Source organism: Nostoc sp. UHCC 0251, from assembly GCF_034932245.1.
Lineage (GTDB): Bacteria > Cyanobacteriota > Cyanobacteriia > Cyanobacteriales > Nostocaceae > Nostoc.
Genome location: NZ_JAYGHD010000079.1, coordinates 1 through 18,499 on the forward strand (window position 1 = coordinate 1; position 18,499 = coordinate 18,499).

The 18,499-nt window shown below is 42.8% G+C and carries 16 protein-coding genes; 7 read left to right on the top strand and 9 right to left on the bottom strand.

Going from position 1 to position 18,499, the window contains the following annotated elements; all coding sequences use genetic code 11:
- Window positions 1–440 precede the first annotated feature (440 nt).
- Window positions 441–1,499: a glycosyltransferase family 4 protein gene (locus VB740_RS11690; protein ID WP_323200170.1), complete on the top strand. Its 1,059-nt coding sequence runs from the start codon at window positions 441–443 to the stop codon at window positions 1,497–1,499.
- A gap of 5 nt (window positions 1,500–1,504) precedes the next feature.
- Here the strand turns inward: VB740_RS11690 and VB740_RS11695 are convergent, their stop codons facing one another.
- The 3 genes from VB740_RS11695 to VB740_RS11705 form a co-directional block, all read right to left on the bottom strand.
- The gene (locus VB740_RS11695; protein ID WP_323200171.1) at window positions 1,505–2,167 is read right to left on the bottom strand and encodes a hypothetical protein; all 663 of its coding nucleotides are present in this window, start codon (window positions 2,165–2,167) and stop codon (window positions 1,505–1,507) included.
- A gap of 754 nt (window positions 2,168–2,921) precedes the next feature.
- On the bottom strand, window positions 2,922–6,170 hold the full coding sequence (locus VB740_RS11700; protein ID WP_323200172.1) for an efflux RND transporter permease subunit: 3,249 nt from the start codon (window positions 6,168–6,170) through the stop codon (window positions 2,922–2,924).
- 69 nt (window positions 6,171–6,239) lie between these two features.
- The gene (locus tag VB740_RS11705) at window positions 6,240–7,736 is read right to left on the bottom strand and encodes an efflux RND transporter periplasmic adaptor subunit (RefSeq protein WP_323200173.1); all 1,497 of its coding nucleotides are present in this window, start codon (window positions 7,734–7,736) and stop codon (window positions 6,240–6,242) included.
- A 568-nt stretch (window positions 7,737–8,304) separates the two neighbouring features.
- On the opposite strand from VB740_RS11705, the gene VB740_RS11710 reads away from it, so the two are divergent.
- Both VB740_RS11710 and VB740_RS11715 read left to right on the top strand, forming a co-directional pair.
- Window positions 8,305–8,844, top strand: coding sequence for a phycobiliprotein lyase (locus tag VB740_RS11710; protein ID WP_323200174.1), 540 nt, complete (start codon window positions 8,305–8,307; stop codon window positions 8,842–8,844).
- Window positions 8,845–9,138: 294 nt separating this feature from the next.
- On the top strand, window positions 9,139–9,468 hold the full coding sequence (locus tag VB740_RS11715; RefSeq protein WP_323200175.1) for an RNA-binding protein: 330 nt from the start codon (window positions 9,139–9,141) through the stop codon (window positions 9,466–9,468).
- A gap of 160 nt (window positions 9,469–9,628) precedes the next feature.
- On the opposite strand, the gene VB740_RS11720 is transcribed toward VB740_RS11715, so the two are convergent.
- The 4 genes from VB740_RS11720 to VB740_RS11735 all read right to left on the bottom strand — a co-directional run bounded on the left by VB740_RS11720 (window position 9,629) and on the right by VB740_RS11735 (window position 14,054).
- Window positions 9,629–10,054: a PIN domain-containing protein gene (locus VB740_RS11720; RefSeq protein ID WP_323200176.1), complete on the bottom strand. Its 426-nt coding sequence runs from the start codon at window positions 10,052–10,054 to the stop codon at window positions 9,629–9,631.
- Window positions 10,054–10,281 carry a hypothetical protein gene (locus VB740_RS11725; protein WP_323200177.1) on the bottom strand — a complete coding sequence of 76 codons (228 nt, stop codon included), beginning with the start codon at window positions 10,279–10,281 and terminating at the stop codon, window positions 10,054–10,056. Before VB740_RS11725 ends, VB740_RS11720 begins: the two co-directional genes overlap by 1 nt.
- A gap of 176 nt (window positions 10,282–10,457) precedes the next feature.
- Window positions 10,458–12,170: a diflavin flavoprotein gene (locus VB740_RS11730; RefSeq protein WP_323200178.1), complete on the bottom strand. Its 1,713-nt coding sequence runs from the start codon at window positions 12,168–12,170 to the stop codon at window positions 10,458–10,460.
- A 159-nt stretch (window positions 12,171–12,329) separates the two neighbouring features.
- Entirely contained in the window at window positions 12,330–14,054 is a 1,725-nt protein-coding gene (locus tag VB740_RS11735) for a diflavin flavoprotein (RefSeq protein ID WP_323200179.1), read from the bottom strand.
- Window positions 14,055–14,164: 110 nt separating this feature from the next.
- Between VB740_RS11735 and VB740_RS11740 the strand changes: the two genes are divergently transcribed.
- From VB740_RS11740 to VB740_RS11750, 3 genes are read left to right on the top strand one after another with little or no spacing between them, the layout of a single operon-like run.
- Window positions 14,165–15,001: a pantothenate kinase gene (locus VB740_RS11740; protein WP_323200180.1), complete on the top strand. Its 837-nt coding sequence runs from the start codon at window positions 14,165–14,167 to the stop codon at window positions 14,999–15,001.
- Window positions 15,002–15,028: 27 nt separating this feature from the next.
- Window positions 15,029–15,487 carry a hypothetical protein gene (locus VB740_RS11745; protein WP_323200181.1) on the top strand — a complete coding sequence of 153 codons (459 nt, stop codon included), beginning with the start codon at window positions 15,029–15,031 and terminating at the stop codon, window positions 15,485–15,487.
- Window positions 15,488–15,495: 8 nt separating this feature from the next.
- The gene (locus VB740_RS11750; RefSeq protein WP_323200182.1) at window positions 15,496–15,960 is read left to right on the top strand and encodes a type II toxin-antitoxin system VapC family toxin; all 465 of its coding nucleotides are present in this window, start codon (window positions 15,496–15,498) and stop codon (window positions 15,958–15,960) included.
- Here the strand turns inward: VB740_RS11750 and VB740_RS11755 are convergent.
- Entirely contained in the window at window positions 15,952–16,794 is an 843-nt protein-coding gene (locus tag VB740_RS11755) for an alpha/beta hydrolase (RefSeq protein ID WP_323200183.1), read from the bottom strand. The two genes, VB740_RS11750 and VB740_RS11755, sit on opposite strands and share 9 nt — an antisense overlap.
- 99 nt (window positions 16,795–16,893) lie before the next feature.
- Window positions 16,894–17,388: an NUDIX hydrolase gene (locus tag VB740_RS11760; protein WP_323200184.1), complete on the bottom strand. Its 495-nt coding sequence runs from the start codon at window positions 17,386–17,388 to the stop codon at window positions 16,894–16,896.
- Window positions 17,389–18,154: 766 nt separating this feature from the next.
- Here VB740_RS11760 and VB740_RS11765 point away from each other — a divergent pair.
- A complete protein-coding gene (locus tag VB740_RS11765; protein ID WP_265276592.1) occupies window positions 18,155–18,283 on the top strand; it encodes a hypothetical protein in 129 nt (42 codons plus the stop codon).
- The last annotated feature ends 216 nt before the right edge of the window (window positions 18,284–18,499 follow it).

Genomic DNA, 18,499 nt, shown 5'->3' on the forward strand with positions numbered 1-18,499 from the left:
CCCTCATGTAGAGACGCGATTTATCGCGTCTAAAAGACTGACACGTTAGAGAGACAAGGGTAAATCGCCGTCAAGACAAAGAATGAACTCGTCAATTATTCCTTGACAGACTACTATCTCCGACTTGTGTGTACACCGTAGCCTAAAAGGAGAGAGACTTTGAATTTCCCCCTTTCCACTTCGGAAACGGGTTAAGGAGTTAGATTTTTGGTGGACTTTTCCACATAAAGTGAAAAGTCAAGAATCCTACCTCCTTTTATCCCGATTTATTGAGCCGTTACTGAATAAGTCTTTAAAGCTAAATGACTGATTATAAATGCTCTTAGTCAGTAGCTAGTGCCAATTTACGCACTACTGACTATCGTTGAAGACCTCAACAATAATTGTGTTGATTTACACTCAGTTATTTATCTTTAATTTTTATACATATCTCAAAGATTATGCGAATCATACATATTTTGAACCACGTTCAAGAAATAGGTAATGGGATTGTGAATGTGGCTGTGGATTTGGCTTGTTTACAGGCTAAATCTGGTTATGAGGTAGCGGTTATTTCTGCTGGTGGTGAATATGAGAAATTACTAAATACGTGTGGTGTGAAACACTACCAACTAGACCAAACTAGGAAACCGATAAATATTATTAAAGCATCTGTGCGTTACCTGGCGATCGCAGCAGAATTTCAGCCTGATATTGTTCATGCACATATGATGACGGGAGTCATATTAGCCCGCATTTTTAGAGGGCATAAGTATGCTTTAGTTTCCACAGTCCATAATGAATTTCAGCGTTCCAGTCTGCTGATGGGTTTAGCTGATAGGGTAATTGCCGTTAGCAAGGCTGTGCAAGATTCTATGGCAAGGCGCGGTATTTCAGAAAACAAGCTGCGGGTAGTATGCAATGGAACTTTGGGCAGCCCCCGCACACGACATATACAAGATTATCAACCTTTACCGTTACAGCGTCCAGCGATCGCTACCGTAGCCGGGATGTATCAACGCAAGGGAATCGCTGAGTTAATTGCTGCCTTTGAACAAATTGCCTCAGATTTTCCCCAAGTGCATCTTTATTTGGTAGGAAATGGCCCTGATAAACAGCTATTTGAGGCACAGGCACAAGCAACTTCTGTAAAAGAACGCATCCATTTTGAAGGCTTCCAGGCGGAACCTCAACGCTATCTGATATCTTGTGACATATTTGTGCTAGTTTCTCACCGCGATCCTTGTCCGTTGGTACTTTCGGAAGCTAGGGAAGCTGGAACTGCGATCGTTGGTACTCAAGTAGACGGTATTCCTGAAGCTTTGGACAATGGGGAAGCAGGACTTTTAGTGCCAGCAAAAGATAGTAATGCTTTGGCTGGAGTTTTAGTGGAATTACTGAGTAATGCCGATATGCTGCATGAGTGGAAACAGCGGGCAAATCAAAACCTACAATGGCTGAGTGTTGCCCGCGTTCATCAGGAAACACTCGCAGTGTATCGTGAATTAATTACAGAGTAAGGGGATTAAGAGTATAGCGATCGCTTTAGTTTGAAAGCTACACCTAAAGCGCCAAATAATAGTACACCCAAAATATTAGTTGATTCAGGTACAGCGGTGTAATAACTAGCCACTCTGACTGGCCCATCTTTATCCTCTTGCTCTGCTGGTATTGGTGGAATAATTCCACCACCTGGCGCTACATTGGGGTTGGTAACGAATGGATTGTAAAACAGGCTTCCATTTGGGATTACGCCACCACTGAAAGTGATGATGTTATCTTTGATGGTAACGTCTGTAAAAATATTCTTTAGATCAGGGTCATTAGAGTAACCAATCTTGTAATCTCCATTAACATCTCCCCACTGCACCGGCTCATGATCAAATACGGGAGTAGAATCTGGATTACTATAGGACAGCGTTTTTAAATCAAAAACCAAGCTTTCTATATCATATCCAGTGCCATTTACAAAGTTATTAGCTACATCTGGGACACCATATTCTATTACTTGCCCTGGTTGAAACTCTGGCCCAAGGGTTCTTGGGTTTTTCATCTTCAATATGTCTTCGTTTGCCTCTGTCACGATGGTTTCTACCGTGATGAAGGCTTTCGCTGGTGTCAAAGACAAAAAACTAATTCCTACTGCTCCTAGAACAGATAAGGCTATTTTGGTTGCTATCGTAGTCATAATTTCTGTCCTCTTTATATTAATTGAGAGAATGCTATACCGCGTGGGTTAAATCAATCGGCAAAAACTGACTTTTAAACTGCTGTGTACTTGCTAGATAAATAGCGTTTAATATGTGCTTGCTCAGTGATTTTACATCTACTCATAAGTTGATTTATAAAGCAATTATTGTAATGCTTTATCACAATCACTAGTAATTTCACGCAATCTTTATAAAAAATCTAAATTAAAGTTTATTTATTGACAGATGAAACAATATGTGAAGTTGAAATGAATTTAAAAATACCTAATTTTTAACATTTCCAAAAGTCTTTGCAACAAATTAATATTAACGTGAGTTTGACTATAGGAATCATATTTGATTTCTGAAAATATTTCAGTTATGCCGTAGGCTAACGCACCATGCGAAGATTTTGGTGCGTTACGGAAGCCGTAACACACCCTACATATACTACATATACTTAGATTTTTTCATAAATCAAATACTAGTCCTATAGTTATAAGCTGTTACGTATTTAACTTGAACATTTACACGAAGGCTGATGACTGATAACCGTTAACCGTTAACCGTTAACGACCGCAAAGAGTGTTTATACAATTTAGGCGCACATCAGCTTATTATGTCCATCTAATTAGCCGTAAAAAATACCTCTCCCTGGTTTTACTACGCAAAACCGTCCCTCTCCGACTCGGAGAGGGACAGGCTTGAACGAAAGTTCAAGGCAGGGAGAGGTTTATGGAACTTAAACGCTCATTAGCTGATAAATTTTTTGGTAAATCCACGTAACCGGATTAACACTGGCTTCGCCCATTTTCCACCCAGCAAATCGTGTAACAGAGTATAAAAACACGGAATGATAAACAACGTCAGCACTGTTGCCAAAGATAAACCCGAAAACACCACCACGCCTAATGGTTGCAGGAATTCTGAGCCTTCCCCAATTCCTAACGCTAGGGGGAACATACCTAAAACTGTGGTAATAGTTGTCATTAACACTGGTCGTAGGCGTTGAGGAGCAGCTTTCAAAATGGCAGTTTTTCGGTCAACTTTTTCCCGTTCCCGAATTTGATTCGCCAATTCCACCATAATGATGGCGTTATTGACCACAATACCCACTAGCAAAACCGCACCGACAATCACTGTCGCCCCAATGGCAGTTTTAGTAATGTAAAGTCCGAAAATCCCCCCAGCTAATGCCAAAGGAATTGTAAACATAATTACTAGGGGATCAATCAGGGAGTTATATTGTACCGCCATTACTACAAAGACTAGAAAAGCAGCTAATCCACCTAATAGTTGCAGCGAACTTTGTAGTTGCTGATTAGATTCAGCAGCTGAACTGGGTAAGCGGCTAACACCTTCAGGTAAATCTAAACTATCTAGTACCGTACTCACCTGTTCTAGAGCGCCACTGAGGCTAGCTCCCTCAGTCAAGTTGCCAGCAATTAAGAAAACCTGACGTTGGTTAATTCGCTGAACTTCTCCTGGAGCTTGAGCTTCAGCAATTTTAGCAACATCGCTCAAGCGGACTTGGCGATTGTTCTCCACGAATAAAGGCAACCTCTCTAATTGAGAAGCTGCTTGCACTGATTTTTCATTCAACTGTACCCGAACATCGACTAAACGGTTGCCGCGTTGCAACTGAGTTGGGACGCTACCTTCGATCGCAGTTTGAATTGTTTGTCCAATATCTGTAGTAGTTAACCCCAAAGCCGAAACCCTTTCCCAGTCAGGAATAATCTGAATTTCTGGTTGGCGATCGTCTGCGTCGGGACGAAATCTCGCAAGGGTGACTTGTTCTTCCAGGGCTGCTAGTACCTGACGGCCAGCTTCTTCTAAAGTATTTACGTCATTTCCCTGAAGCATCACGTCAACATCAGCACCACGGATAGGAGAGTTACTAAGAATCAAGCCCCGCACTTGACCAGGGGAAAGGCGCAAGCGAATTCCGGCTAAATTTAACTTGTTAAACTCCTGCGTAAGTCGTTCTGTATAAGCTTGCACGTTAGTACCCGGTTTCAGAGTAATATTTGCAGTACTTCGCAGGGGATTGGCATTGGTATTAGCACCAAACAGAGAACCACCAGATGTAGAGAAAACATATTCTGTTTCTGGTTGATTGCGGAGAATATCATTCACCGCAGTCATGACTTTTCGGTTAGTTTCTAGGGGTGTACCGGGAGGAAACTGAGCGTTTAAGTTGGCTTGTCCGGTGTTGATGCGGGGGAGAATTTCTTGGGGAATTTGTGGAGCCATCCACAAACTGCCGCCACCAAAAAGGATAATAGCGATCGCTATTGTCACCAACCGCCAGCGTAATATCCCAGCTAGAAAACTGCCGTATCCTCTCGTAGATGCATCAAAACGGCTATTAAACTTTTGCAACAGCCAAAATTCGCTCAGACGGCTGGAAAACTTCCATGCCAACATGCGGGAGGCAAGCATCGGCACAACGGTGACGGCAATTAAAATTGAAGCCGCAACAGAAAAGGTGATGGTAAGAATTAACTCATTAAATAGTAGGGCGATAAAGCCGCCGATGAGCAAAAACGGCAACACCGCCACCAAGTTTGTACTAGTAGAAGCAATTAAAGCTGATTCTACTTCTTGGCTACTTTTTTCTGCCTGGTAAATTAATTGCTGCGAATTCAAGCGGGTTTTATTATCCTTACCAGGAGTCATCCCAGCCCCCTCAGCAATGTTCTCCAACATGACGATGGAGTTATCTACCACAATACCTACACCCAACGCTAGACCACCCAAACTAAAAACGTTGAGAGATAAGCCAAATAGTCCCATCAAGATGATGGCAGCTAAGGTTGCTAAGGGGATGGCGAGGACGATGATAAAAGTTTGTCGTAGAGAACCGAGAAATAGGAGAACTGCGATCGCTGCTAGTGCAGTACCTATCAACCCGGAAGTGGCAACATTGGAGATAGAATTGCTAATAAACCGCGACTCATCCAAGGTAGGTGTAATAACTGTCCCTTGGGGAATTACACCAGATTGTCGGAGTTCTTCTAAGCGTTTTTTCACACCCTCGACAACGTTGATCGTGTTTGCATCCGGCTGCTTTTGGACACTGACTTTTATCGCTGGTTCCCCGTTGAGTAAGACGTAAATTCGTTGTTGTTCCGAACCATCAATAACTTCAGCAAAGTCTCGCAAATAGACGCGGCGGTTGGGAGTGGTGGAAGTAGCGGCAGAATCGGGAGATGAGGGAGTAGGGGAAGAGACTTCAAAGGAAAGATTGCTGATTTCATTGGCATTTTGGAAGCGCCCCACGGTACGGGTTAATGGCTCAGAATTCTGCCCCAAAATCCGACCACCAGAAATATCTATGTTGCGATCTCTAAGTTGATCTAGCACATCGGTCAAGCCTACACCTACAGCTTGCAACCGATCCAAATCAATATTGACCCTAACTTCTTCTTGAACTCCGCCCGATACATCTACCCCTGCAACTCCGGGTACAACACTTAGTTCGCGGACTAGTTCCTCTTCAGCAAAAACACGTAAAGCCATGCCTTCTAAGGAGGGCGAAGTTAATGCCAATTCGTAAACGGGTAGCTGGGAAGGATCAACTTTGAATAAGCGCGGTTCTTCGATGGTGTCTGGTAATGTACTTCTAGCCCTGTTAAAGGCAGCTGTAGCATCGTTTAAGGCTTGGTCAATATTGCCTCCCGTTTGAAAGTAAAGATCCAAATTTACCTGCCCCTCACGAGTTTGGGAGAAAATCTGGATCACGCCCTCAGTAGCCGAGAAGGCTTCTTCTAGGGGCTTTGTTACTTCATCAACTGCTACCTCTGGGGAGATTCCAGGTGCTTGTATTCGCACACCAATCCGAGGATAGGTGATTGATGGTAGTAAATCCACTGGTAGCTTGAGTACAAAAAAGACTCCTAATACTATCACTGCCAACGTCAACATGAGTGTGCCGATGTGTTGGCGGATTGATATGGCACTGATACTAAATCCGCCACTCTTGTTTACTTGTTGCATTATTATCGCTGTGCTCCAATTAAAAAGGCAAAATGAAAAATTCCAAAAGACTTTTTGAATTTTGAATTTTTAATTACCCTTAGGGGCTGACTCCGCTGTTTCCGAAAGAATCGATAAACGTACAGCGCCTCCATCTTTTAAGGGTTGACCACTGCGAACAACATAGCGTTCTCCTGGTTGCAAGCCAGATAAAATTTCCACTTTGCCATCAGCCCTTTTTCCTAAGTTGACAGCACGCGATGCCACTTTCGTTTTGCCTTCTGTCTCTTTCACCACAAATAGCGTTCCAGATCGGTTTTCTTGCTCTCCCTCTGCTCCCCCGGCTTGTTTCTGAATAGCTGTTTGCGGTACTACTACTCGCTGTTGAGTCTGGTTTTCAAAATTGACTCGCGCCAGCAGTCCACTGCCAATCTTGCTTTGAGTGTTGGGAATCACTACCTCTACAGGTATCAAGCGAGCGGTGGCATCGGCAGCTGGAGAAATGCGCGTAACTCTGCCAGTTAATGTTTCATTGGGGAAGGCATCTAAGCGCACTTGTACAGATTGCCCAACCTGAATTTGTGCCAGTTCTAGTTCGGAAACTTGCACGACGACTTTCACACGGTTAAAGTCGCCAATTTTCAAGACTTCACTACCTGCTTGCAGAAGGTTGCCGGGTTCTGTTACCTTTTCTGTAACTATGCCAGTGATCGGAGATGTCAGCCGAGCGTAAGACCTGCGCTCTTTGGTTTGAGCAACCAATGCCTGTTGGGCTAATACTCTACCTTGGGCCGCAGCAACGGCTTGCTGTTCTGTACGCACCTGCTCTTGAGCGGCCCGTAATGCCTGGGCTGCTGTTTGCGCCTGGGTACGCGCTTGTTGGGCAGTTTGTTCAGCGATCGCTCCGGCTTGGAATAGATCCTGTTGCCGTTTGGAATCTGCTTGAGCTTGTACCACTTGTAGCCGCGCCCGTTCAACATCGGCACGGGCATTGCTTACCTGATTAGTTGCCCTAGCTACTTCTGATTTGAGAGCTGCTAGCTCTGCTTCTGCTTGCTTTAATTCGGTCGAAAGTATGGCATCATCTAACCGCCCGACGTTTTGCCCCTGCTTTACTGTATCGCCTACATCTAGGTTCAAAGCCAACAACCGGGCTTCTACTTGCGATCGCAATGATACAATCCGAAACGGTGTTGTATTACCTGTATATTCTGGTGATTTTTGCAGCAAATCAGTTCGAGCGATCGCCACATCTACAGGTGTTGCACCACCGGGTTCTCTACCACCAGGTTGCTGAGATTGTGCTCCGGCTGATTCTTTGGGCAGTGAACCGCAACTCGCCGTCAGCAGTCCTATACTTACCAAACAGGGAATTAACAAACTTCTTACAGAGGTGGAGAAAAGTAAGTAATTTTTTCCTTTTCCAGCTGTTGCACAAGTTCTGTTTGCAAGAATTCTACTCTTTACATCTGCGCTCACCACATCAGCCTTCACAACAGAATTTAATTGGATATTAATGAGCTGGTTGGCGGCTACCGGATCTGTCATTTTCTCCTGTTTGTGCGGCTTATTCATATCCAAGATCATTTATTTTTCTTTTATTGGGGAGCTTTTGGGATTAAACAGCCGTGTTTTACCAAGTAATTGTGAGAAATATCATTAACTAAAAACGGCGAGAATTCATAAGCTGTCCACCAGTAATTTCTGTATCAGAAATTACTGTTTTCCCACAAAATTCCAAAACTTCTCACCGCTCTACTTCTTACGCAGAGGTAGAAAATCTTCTTGCAGATTAATAAATTATAAACTTAGTATAAAGAATTGTCAGTTTTCTTAAATCTACCTATAGGAGAAACCTGGCTTTCTCTAGAGATATGAAACTTTTTGCTCTATATCCCTACATGGACGATATTACAATAATTACCTATTTATTTGTATTCAGGCATAAATACATGCACTTACAGTATTTTATTAATAAATTAAGAATATTAAAGATTTATTACTTTTTTCAGTCTATAATGTATTGGAAAACACTATTTTTTCTTACCCCCTTGCGTAATATGGCAAAAAGCAGGGTGATAAGTACCATAGCAACAACAGCAAGAATGAAGTTTTTTGCCAAAAATATATTTGCATTAGGTGAGGAAGGTAAGGCGTGACATCATTGCTCAAAATCGTACAAACCACTGATGAATACCAGATTTCCGAATTTTTTCAGGAATCAGTCGGTAAGTGGCGATCGCAACGACGCTACTACACCCTACCGAAGGGAGAAACTAAGGAGATAGAGAGTATAGTTACGATCAATTTTTTAGAGCAGGGCTGCGATCAATTGCAAAAGCTAGCTCGGATGCACGATTTGCCTGATACGGGTAGTTTAATCTGTGGTGCAGCAGTTGAATGGGAAAGTACTGATGTGTCCAAGACAAAGAAAGAGTCGCAAGGCTCAACAATATTTGGGGTGATGGGAAACATTTTGTATCGCGATCGTGGTTTTGCCATATCCAAACCAGTCACCGCCCAGTATTATTTCTCCAACCCAAAAACACTGTGTTTACGTACTGAATACAACGGTTCAGTATTTGAGGAAGAGTTAAAGCTAATTGGCAGCAAATACCGCACCAGACAGACGATCATCTCTCGTGCTGGTGAACAGTTGATGATTGGCCAATATTTAGAAAACAGAATTGATTAGTTTCTTGCCCACTCCCCACTCCCCACTCTCCACTCCCCACTCCCCACTCCCCACTCCCCACTCCCTGTCTACGCAAATCCTTTCAAAAATCAAAGTGGGCTGCTATATAACTTTTTATAACAGTTTTTCAAACTTTCCCCAGAAAGCTAGTTGATATGCCATCATGGGAAGTGAAATGAGAATTAATTCGGCGACAGTGTTTGTTTTTAGTATTGACAGGCTTTTTCCTTTTGGTATTACAGACTTCTCTCCGAAATCTAAATCTCTACAAACTTATGATTTTGGAGACATTTAATGTCAATTTACGTTGGTAACCTCTCCTATGAAGTTACACAAGATGCGCTGAGTGCTGTATTTGCAGAATATGGTGCTGTAAAGCGTGTTCAGTTACCTACTGACCGTGAAACAGGCCGTTTACGCGGCTTTGCTTTCGTGGAAATGAGTTCAGAAGATGAAGAAACCAAAGCTATTGAAGCGCTTGATGGTGCTGAATGGCTGGGCCGCGACCTTAAAGTGAATAAGGCCAAGCCCAGAGAAGACCGAGGTGGTTCCTTCGGTGGTGGTGGTAATCGTGGTGGTGGCGGCGGCTATAACCGTGGCGGTGGCGGTGGTGGTCGCTACTAAACTAGATAGGCGAAAGTCATTTAGTTGAATCTAGAAAAGGCTCAGGCAGCAATGCTTGAGCCTTTTTTATGCAAAAGTTTACTTGTGAATAGTACTCAATAGAATGATAAATAAGGATTTTGGTGAATTTGCTTGCATTTGGATGCTCCCTTGGAACTTTTCATTCATTCTGCGACATCAACTGATTTCTCATATCTTTAGGCGAGAGTGCTAGAATCGGCGAACCTGTAAATCCATTTACATCACGAGTAATGATCGCCTCCAGCGCCAACTTCATCGCAGATGCTACCTGCACCGCATCTTCAAAATCAGTCAACCCCAATGTGATCGCCTGTTCCAGCACCCCGCGATCCACCGCACAAATTTCCATCATTGCCAACAATTGAGTCACTGCGGCAATCGCAACTTCAGCACTCTTGGTCTGGCGTGCAACTAAATAATACACATCCGTAACAGTTGTTGCCGACATAAACCCTTCGATTTGCCCCGATTCAACCGTCTCCAGCAAAAAAGCAGCATCTGCCACAAAAGGCTCACGTGCTAACAAAGCATCCAGCAGAACGTTCGTATCAAATAAAACTCGCATTACAGATACTTTTGCACCAACCGCTCATCTAGCATGGCTTTCACTTCTTCATCTGTAGGTGGTAACGTGTCAGTTTTCGCAATTCCGATTAAACTTGCAGCTAAACCCTTCGGCTTTGACGCTGGCTGAAGTTTCGGTTGGAGCGATCGCATCAATGTATTAATTAACTGCCAACGATCCTCGGCAGATAATCTCAGTGCTTGATCTTCAAGTTCACGTAACGTCATGGCAATAATTTTTAACAGAGAGCATTAAATTATTCAAAATAAGTAGAAAATACCTCTATCTCAAATTTTAGCCGTTTGTGCTTCCCAATATCGTAATAATTTTATCCAAGCAGCATCAGGCGATCGCCTCATAGAAGACCGCCCAGCGCAGTGGCTTCCTTATGCCCTATTCGCAATTAATAATGTGTTGCCGATTTGCGATGATGCACAGCTGTCACGCCATCAGTGTCTAATAACTTGCCATTTTCGACAGTGGCATAAACTAGCCAATGGTCGCCAGATTCCATCCGGTTTTTTACAGAACATTCAAGATATGCTAGGGCATTTGTAAGTATGGGAGAACCGTTTTCCGCTTCTTCGGCGGCGACATCAGCAAATCGGTCTTGTCCTGGGCCGAATGGTTTGAGGAAGTGCTTCATCAATCCCAAATGATTGCCTTCTTTAAGAATATTGAGGACAAATTTGTTTCCTGTATGCGTCAAAGTTTCTACTGCGCGTTCTTTAGCTACAGCTATAGTTAAACCAGGGGGACTAAAGCTAGCTTGAGATACCCAAGAGGCTAACATGGCACTAGAGCGATCGCCTTCTTTTGCTGTGAGAACACAAAGAGAACCGACAATCCGACCAACTGCTTGTTCTACAGTTGTCGCAGGTTGACTTTGCGATCGCACTTTTCTCGCTTTCTTCAAAGCTTGGGCAAAGTCGGTTCCAGCTTCTTCACACAATTGTAAGGTGGTATCGTCGGGTTTGAATTTTACGCGGATGGTGTCAAAACCAAACCGATAGCCAGCATCTTTCAATTTACCCTCAATTAAATCAACCGCTTCCCCACTCCAGCCAAAGGAACCAAAAACGCCAGCGAGTTTATTATTAGTAGCGGTGGATAGGACAATTCCTAAAGCTGTTTGCACGGGTGTGGGTGCATGACCGCCGAGGGTCGGAGAACCGATGATGAAACCACCGGCTTTCTCTACAGCCGCCCGAATTTCTTCTGGTTCAGTAAATTCACAGTTAATTGATTCTACGGCAACACCAGCTTTTGTAATGCCACGAGCGATCGCTTGGGCTAATGTTGCCGTATTCCCATAAGCTGATGCATAAATCAACGCTACTGTCAAGTCAGCAGATGTTTGCTGCTGACTCCATTGGCGATAAGCTTTGGTCAGGTCGATTAAGCCATAGCGTACCAAAGGCCCGTGTCCATTGGCATACATTCTCACTGGAAAATCAGCTAGTTTATCCAGCGCTGTTTCAACTTGACGGGCGTGGGGAGCCATGAGGCAATCAAAATAATAGCGCCGATCTTCGTTATATACTTCCCAGCCTTCATCAAATACCTGATCTCCACAAACATGGGCCCCAAATAACTTATCTGAGTACAGAATTTCTGTTTGGGGGTCGTATGTGCAAAGTTGATCTGCATAGCGGGGATTAGGGGTGGGAATAAATTGTAAATTATGCCCATTGCCTAAATCTAAGGTTTCTTCGCCCCGCATCACAAGAATTTGCAAATCTGGATTTTCCAGCGCACTACGTAAATTAATTGCCCCTGGATTAGAACAAACAAAAGTGATTTGTGGGGCAATTTTCAATAAAGCTTTTAAAGTTGCAGCGCGGTTGGGGTTGACATGTCCCAAAATTACATAATCTAAGTCTTCGAGATGAAAACGCTGCTGCAACGCTTTTAAATAAATTTCCGTAAACGTTTCCCCTGGAGGGTCAATGATGGCAGTTTTCTCGCTTTCGATTAAATAAGAATTGGCAGTTGTACCCTTAGCAAGAGCGTATTCAATTTCAAACCTGAGCCTTGACCAACTGCGCGATCGCAGTATTCTTGTATCTGTAGCTATTGGATAAACTTGAACATCACGGGGTTTATTTTTTGACATAGGAAGTAGGGAGTAGGGAATGGGGAGTAGGGAATAAGAAGTCGGAATCACCACTCCCTATTCCTTTTTTTAATAATGCTTTCCAACACGACTTTTAGGGTAATGGGCAATAAGAAGTAGGAAACACCACTCCCTACTCCCTACTCCCCACTCCCCCTCTTAATAATGATTACCAACTTTTCTGTGATGCACAGCAGTTAAAGCATCTGGCTTAGAAACTCGTCCGGCGTAGACGGTGCTGTATACTGCCCAATGGTCGCCACAATCCATTCTACTGACGACTTCGCACTCCATGTAAGCGAGGGCGTCGTTGAGGATAGGCGCACCATTTTCGGCTGGCTGGGTTCTCACTCCTTCAAAGCGGTCAGCACCAGGGGCGAACCGCTTCAAAAAGTGCTTCATTAGTGGTTGGAAATTGCCTTCTTCTAAAACATTAAGAACAAAGCGATCGCCTACTTGCATGAGTGATTCAATTGCCCGATCTTTGGCTACTGCAATGGAGAATCCCAAGGGTTTGAAGCTAGCTTGAGCGACCCAGGAGGCTAACATGGCACTAGATACATCGCCTTTTTTGGCAGTGATGATATATAACCCGCCGCTAATTCTACCTAATGCTTTATCTAAGTCAGCACCAAGGGATTTCATGGCTTTGATACTGCGATCGCGTGTTACCCATTGAGCTAAGTCTGTACCCGCTTCTTCACATAGCTTGTAAGTGTTTTCTGTGGGCGTTTGTTTAATCCGAATTGCTGGAAAAACTGTTGTCAAACCCAAATTGCGGAATTTACTCAGCAAAGGATCTATTGGCTCATCATCACCACCGCCAGTTTCAAACACGCCGATAGCCTGCTTTTCTTTAGCAGATCCTAAAACTGTGCTAAGTGCAGCTTGAATGCTCGCAGCGCCAGAAGCCGGAGGTAGACCAACAATTAGTCCAGCACAACGGCTAACTAATTCCCGTAGTTCTTGTAAATCGACTTCAGATCCCAAATCGACAATTTCCACGGCGACACCAGTTTTACCGATACCGTTGGCAATTGATTGCACGAGGCGATCGCTATATCCGTATTCGGAAACGTAAAATATCCCAACAGCTGTTTCTGGCTTGGTTTGGCTTTGGCTCCAAGTGCGATAACGTCCAACTAGTTCTTCAACATTATGAGATAATAATGGCCCGTGTCCCGTGGCAATCATATCGATGGTTTTTAGTTCTGCCATCCGCTTCAGGGCAGACAAAACTGAGCGTGCATTCGGCCCCATCAAGCAATCGTAGTAGTAATGAAAGTCTTCTTCGATAGCCGCCAAGTCTTCATCAAAGGTGCTATCTGAGCAATAGTGCAACCCAAAGGCATCGCAGGTGTAAAGAATTTTAGTTTTATGGTCGAAGCTGAAAATAGTATCTGGCCAATGTAAATTTGGAGCAATCACGAATTCAAATTCATGCCCATTGCCCAAATCTAAGCGATCGCCATTTTTCACAATCCGCCTTTTAAATGGCTGATGTACGAAATCCTCAAGAAACTGAATCGCCACTTTAGAACCGACAACGGTAATTTCTGGAGCCATTTGCAGCAAATCTTTAACTAAACCGCTATGGTCTGGCTCGGTGTGGCTGATAATCAAATAATCAATATCTGTTGGCTTGATTAGTCCGGTCAGTGTATCAAAATATAGTTGACGAAACTTTTCGTGGGAGGTATCAACTAAAGCAGTTTGCTCCCCACGGATGAGAAACGAGTTATAAGTAGTACCGTTTTGCAGACCAAACTCAATATCGAAGCGATCGCGATCCCAATCCAGAGAGCGGATAGCCGTCGTCTCTTGAGCGATTTCCACAGTCTGTATGGTGAGCCGTTTTTCAGTTTTTTCGGTGAGCGCTACCATAACTCCCCTCCTTAACACAATGAGTATTTGTTCCTCTAGGTTTATTGTGACACGGCTTGAATGTTAATTTTTATTAAAAAACCTATAACTGACTTAAAAAAGTTAAAAGTGTGAAACCCCATAAGCACCCAGAACACACAGAGAATATTTGGCTAGCTTTGGAAATTGGGAATTCCCGCCTGCATTGGGCATTGTTTGTTAGCGAAACGCTTTACTCAGCTTGGGATAGCGACCATCTACCTGAATCTTTTATACAACAGCTGGCTGAATGTCAAACCCTGAATGATTTACTAGAGAAAATTTTTCCACAAGGTGAATCTCTAATAAACACTCTGCCCCTCTGTCCTCTTCTCGTCGCCTCCGTAGTTCCCAGTCAAACTGCTATTTGGCAAGCTTACCCAAATACTCGCGTTATTACCTTAGATCAAGTACCACTAACAGGTGTGTATCCCACACTAGGAATTGACCGCGCTTTAGCTTTATTGGGTGCGGGGAAAACGTGGGGTTTTCCAATGTTGGTGATTGATGCTGGGACAGCGCTAACTTTTACGGCAGCGGATTCTAATCAATGTCTAGTTGGAGGTGCAATTTTGCCGGGATTAGGTTTGCAATTTGCAACTCTCGGTCAACAGACAGGACAATTACCATTAGTGGAAATGCAAAACTTTCCGTCTCTACCACCACGTTTTGCTCTCAATACTACAGAAGCTATTCAAAGTGGAGTTATTTACACAATATTAGCTGGAATTAAAGATTTTATTGAGGCGTGGCTGCAATTATTTCCTAATGGGAAAATTGCAATGAAAGGAGGCGATCGCACTTTATTATTAAACTATCTAGAAGCTTTATATCCTGAAATTGCAGCACGTTTGATTGGGGAAGCAAATTTGATATTTTGGGGAATGCGGGAAATAGTAATGGATGATAGCACAGATGGAATAAAATAAAGAGATAAGTTTACCCATAGTGAAGTTATGCCCAAAGCATCATCGTTTTATGTAATTATGCAACAACTCGCTGCCCTTTCTTTAGTGGATCTTTTCAAAGTTAGGGCAATAATCGATGCGTTAATTGAGGAAAAATCTTCTCCACTGTCCAATATTGTGAGTGGTGGAAGCTATAAAAGAGCAATATCTGTTTCTAGTGAAACGAGAGACATTGATATCGCTGGTATATTTCCCCCTATGATTCCGGGGTCGAGTATAAAAGGTCAGATCAGATCGGCTATTATCTCAGGAAACTCAGAACACATTAATTTAGATTTAGATGAATATCAAGTTGTCCAATTTTCTAAATCGGAAGCAAAAAAGGATGACTCCTTAGAAAAGGTAATAGAACTGGTTGACGAATGGATAGCTGATGAATCTGGATACGATGAGCAAACATACCCACAGATTGAGGCAGGCTTGAATCAGAATCGGATGTCAGTGTAAAAACACAGATGAGTAGAGCCATATTGCTAGACACTCATCCTTTGAGCCAAGTAACGCATCCAAAAGTAGACCCAAAAGTTCAGCAGTGGTTGAAATCTTTACAGAAAACTGAAACTGTTATACGTGTGCCAGAAATAGCCGATTATGAGCTTCGGCGTGAACTATTGAGACAAGGAAAACAAAAAAGTATAGATCACCTCAACAAACTTAGCCAAATTTGTCTCATACCACTGACTCCCGAAACGATGCGAAAAGCAGCCGAATTATGGGCATGGGTAAGAAACCAGGGGAAGCCTACAGCAAGCAATGAAAGTTTGGATGGTGATGTAATTCTTGCTGCTCAGGCAATTCTTCAATTGAAGAGTTTTAATCAGGTCATAGTTGTGACAACAAACTTGAAACATATATCACGGTTTGAGAGCGAAGGAATATGTGTAGTGGATTGGCAACAAACCCTGAATGAGCTAGTTTAATTCGTTTAAATTATGGCTTTTTAAAATACCTTGAATAAACTCCCGAATCTCAACCGCTACAACTCCAGCACAAGATTCTGGTAAGTTATTTCCAGCATGGGCAATCATTTTCAACTCGACTTTCGGCATCAGTTGAGCATAAACCCGGCTCTTGGCTAAAGCATCTGGTGTATCTTGGCCACCTTGTAAAATAAAAACAGGCACATCTATCATGTAAAGCCGCTTTTGCACTAATTCTGCCTCAATTTCTGCTTGTCGCCGCTTGAAAAGTAACTGGCAACCTATGGGATAACGCAACAATTCCTGACGTAATTGCAAATCCTGTGCAATTTTTTCATGCCAACCTAAAATTTTAGTGAAGGGAGTTAGCGATCGCAACAATTTAACTATTAGTGGTGGATAATTCAATAATCGCCGCATCTTCTGGCAATACTCTTCTTGTCCTTGTATCTCTACACCCTCTGGTGCTAGCAGTACTAAACTAGCAACTTTCTCTGGATACTTTAAAGCATAGCTAGCAGCAACCCAACCCCCAAGAGAATGCCCTACTAAATAGACTTTTTCTAGCTTGACAGCTTGTAAAAACTCAGCCAAACACTCTACTTGTAAATCTATCGAATGGTGGATATTCGGATTCTCTGATTCACCAAATCCTAACAAATCAAGTGCAAAACAATGGAAATCTTGTGCAAGGGCCTCCATCACAGATAACCATTGACTGCTCTCATTCCAAGCACCATGTAAAAAAATTATAGGAGTTTTTTCACCGACTTCACGCCAGAATATCAGCCCTTGAGAGAGCTTTCTCCGGGAGTTACGGAATAATATATCCATTTGAATTTAGTAGTTAACTTGTAGCACTATAATAAATAGTCATCAGCCATTAGTCATTAGCATCTGACAAATGACCAATCACTAATGAAAAAAATATTGTTATGCCAGTGTTGTCAAACCATTCAAGTAGTCTTGCAACTGCCGAGTATGGTCGTGAGACATCTGTTCTGAAGGTAGCAAATTGGGAGAAAAAGCTTGGATTTCCATGACTTCCAAAGTATCGTGAATTTCCATTGTCCCATGTACTTCAGCTTCAACCACAATACAAATTGAATGGATTCTGGGATCTCGGTCTGGTGCGGAGTAAACTCCTACCAAACGGTTAATTTTCACCAATTCTAGCCCAGTTTCCTCGAGCAATTCCCGGCGGACTGTGTTGGGAATATCTTCTCCCCAATCCACCATGCCTCCAGGCAATGCCCAAAGACCATCGTCACGTCGCCGGATCAGTACAATCCGACCATCGGGTAAAATTGGGATGATACTAGTGCCAGTAATGGGATGACGAAAGATAATACCCAATACTGTTTGTCCAATACGCCATAAGCTACGTGTGGACTGGACAGCTGCCGGAAAAAAAGCAATAACGTTCAATCTTCAAAATTTCTGTATTGTATTCTATAGTTCTCTACCACTTACATAAACTCAACTAATTAAATTTTTATTGAGTTTTGTTTTATACACAAATGTTTGTGGTTTGAGATTTTATTCTCACGATTTACGTAGAATATTATTCAGTCTAACATCAAGTTACAATAGAGGCACTGTATTCCTATATACATAACACTTGCTAAATCATAAAATTTTTCAGTTTATAACTAACATTAGCCTTGCCTAAACCAGCTAACACTAATATTCTTTCAGCACGCATTAAAAAAATAATCTGAATAAGAAGTTTGAATCCAAAATTTAGAAGAGACAATTAATCGGGGATTGAGACCGCCACTTAATTCTTGATAATATTGATTAGTTTGTTTCAACAACAACTAGTTATAGCAATCCTATTTGAGTTGTGAAGCCAGGTAATAAGCAACAGATTTTTTTCACGAATGATTTTGGATTGGTATAGCTAATTTACATCTATAATTGACGAATTTGAATCTAATATAAAGATATTTTTTATCTAGGTGGCGGAAATAATTCTAAACTTTTATTGACAAAGCCAGGTTGAATGCGATAGACTAGTACACTGTTTAAAGCGTATTTATTGCTGCACTAGGCTACAAGTATATCAATAACATTGGTAACTGATATTGCCTACGTGATGCCTAGTTGCTACTTTTTTGTTGTTTATTTAATGAGGTGAACATGGCCAAGCGCCGTAACCCGAAAAAAGAAAAGGCGCTACGGAACCAGGCGTATGCCAGAAAGTTTCGTAAACGAACTACGACAGGAAGAATGCAGAGAAGGTTCCAACAAAGACCACCGAAGAGTGAAGAAGAAGAAGGCGCAGCAACAGCAGCTGACACTGACTAAGCTGACTGCTTAAATCCTTTTTATTTAGATTATTTATTTTTTAGGGCGTACAAATGTGCGCCCTTATTTATTTTTTGGGCATGGGGCATTGGGCATGGGGCATGGGGCATGGGGCATTGGGCATTAGGTTATTCTTTCTTGCTCTCTCATCTCCCCCTGCTCCCTCTGCTCCCTCTGCTCCCTCTGCTCCCCCTGCTCCCCCTGCTCCCCCTGCTCCCCCTGCTCCCCC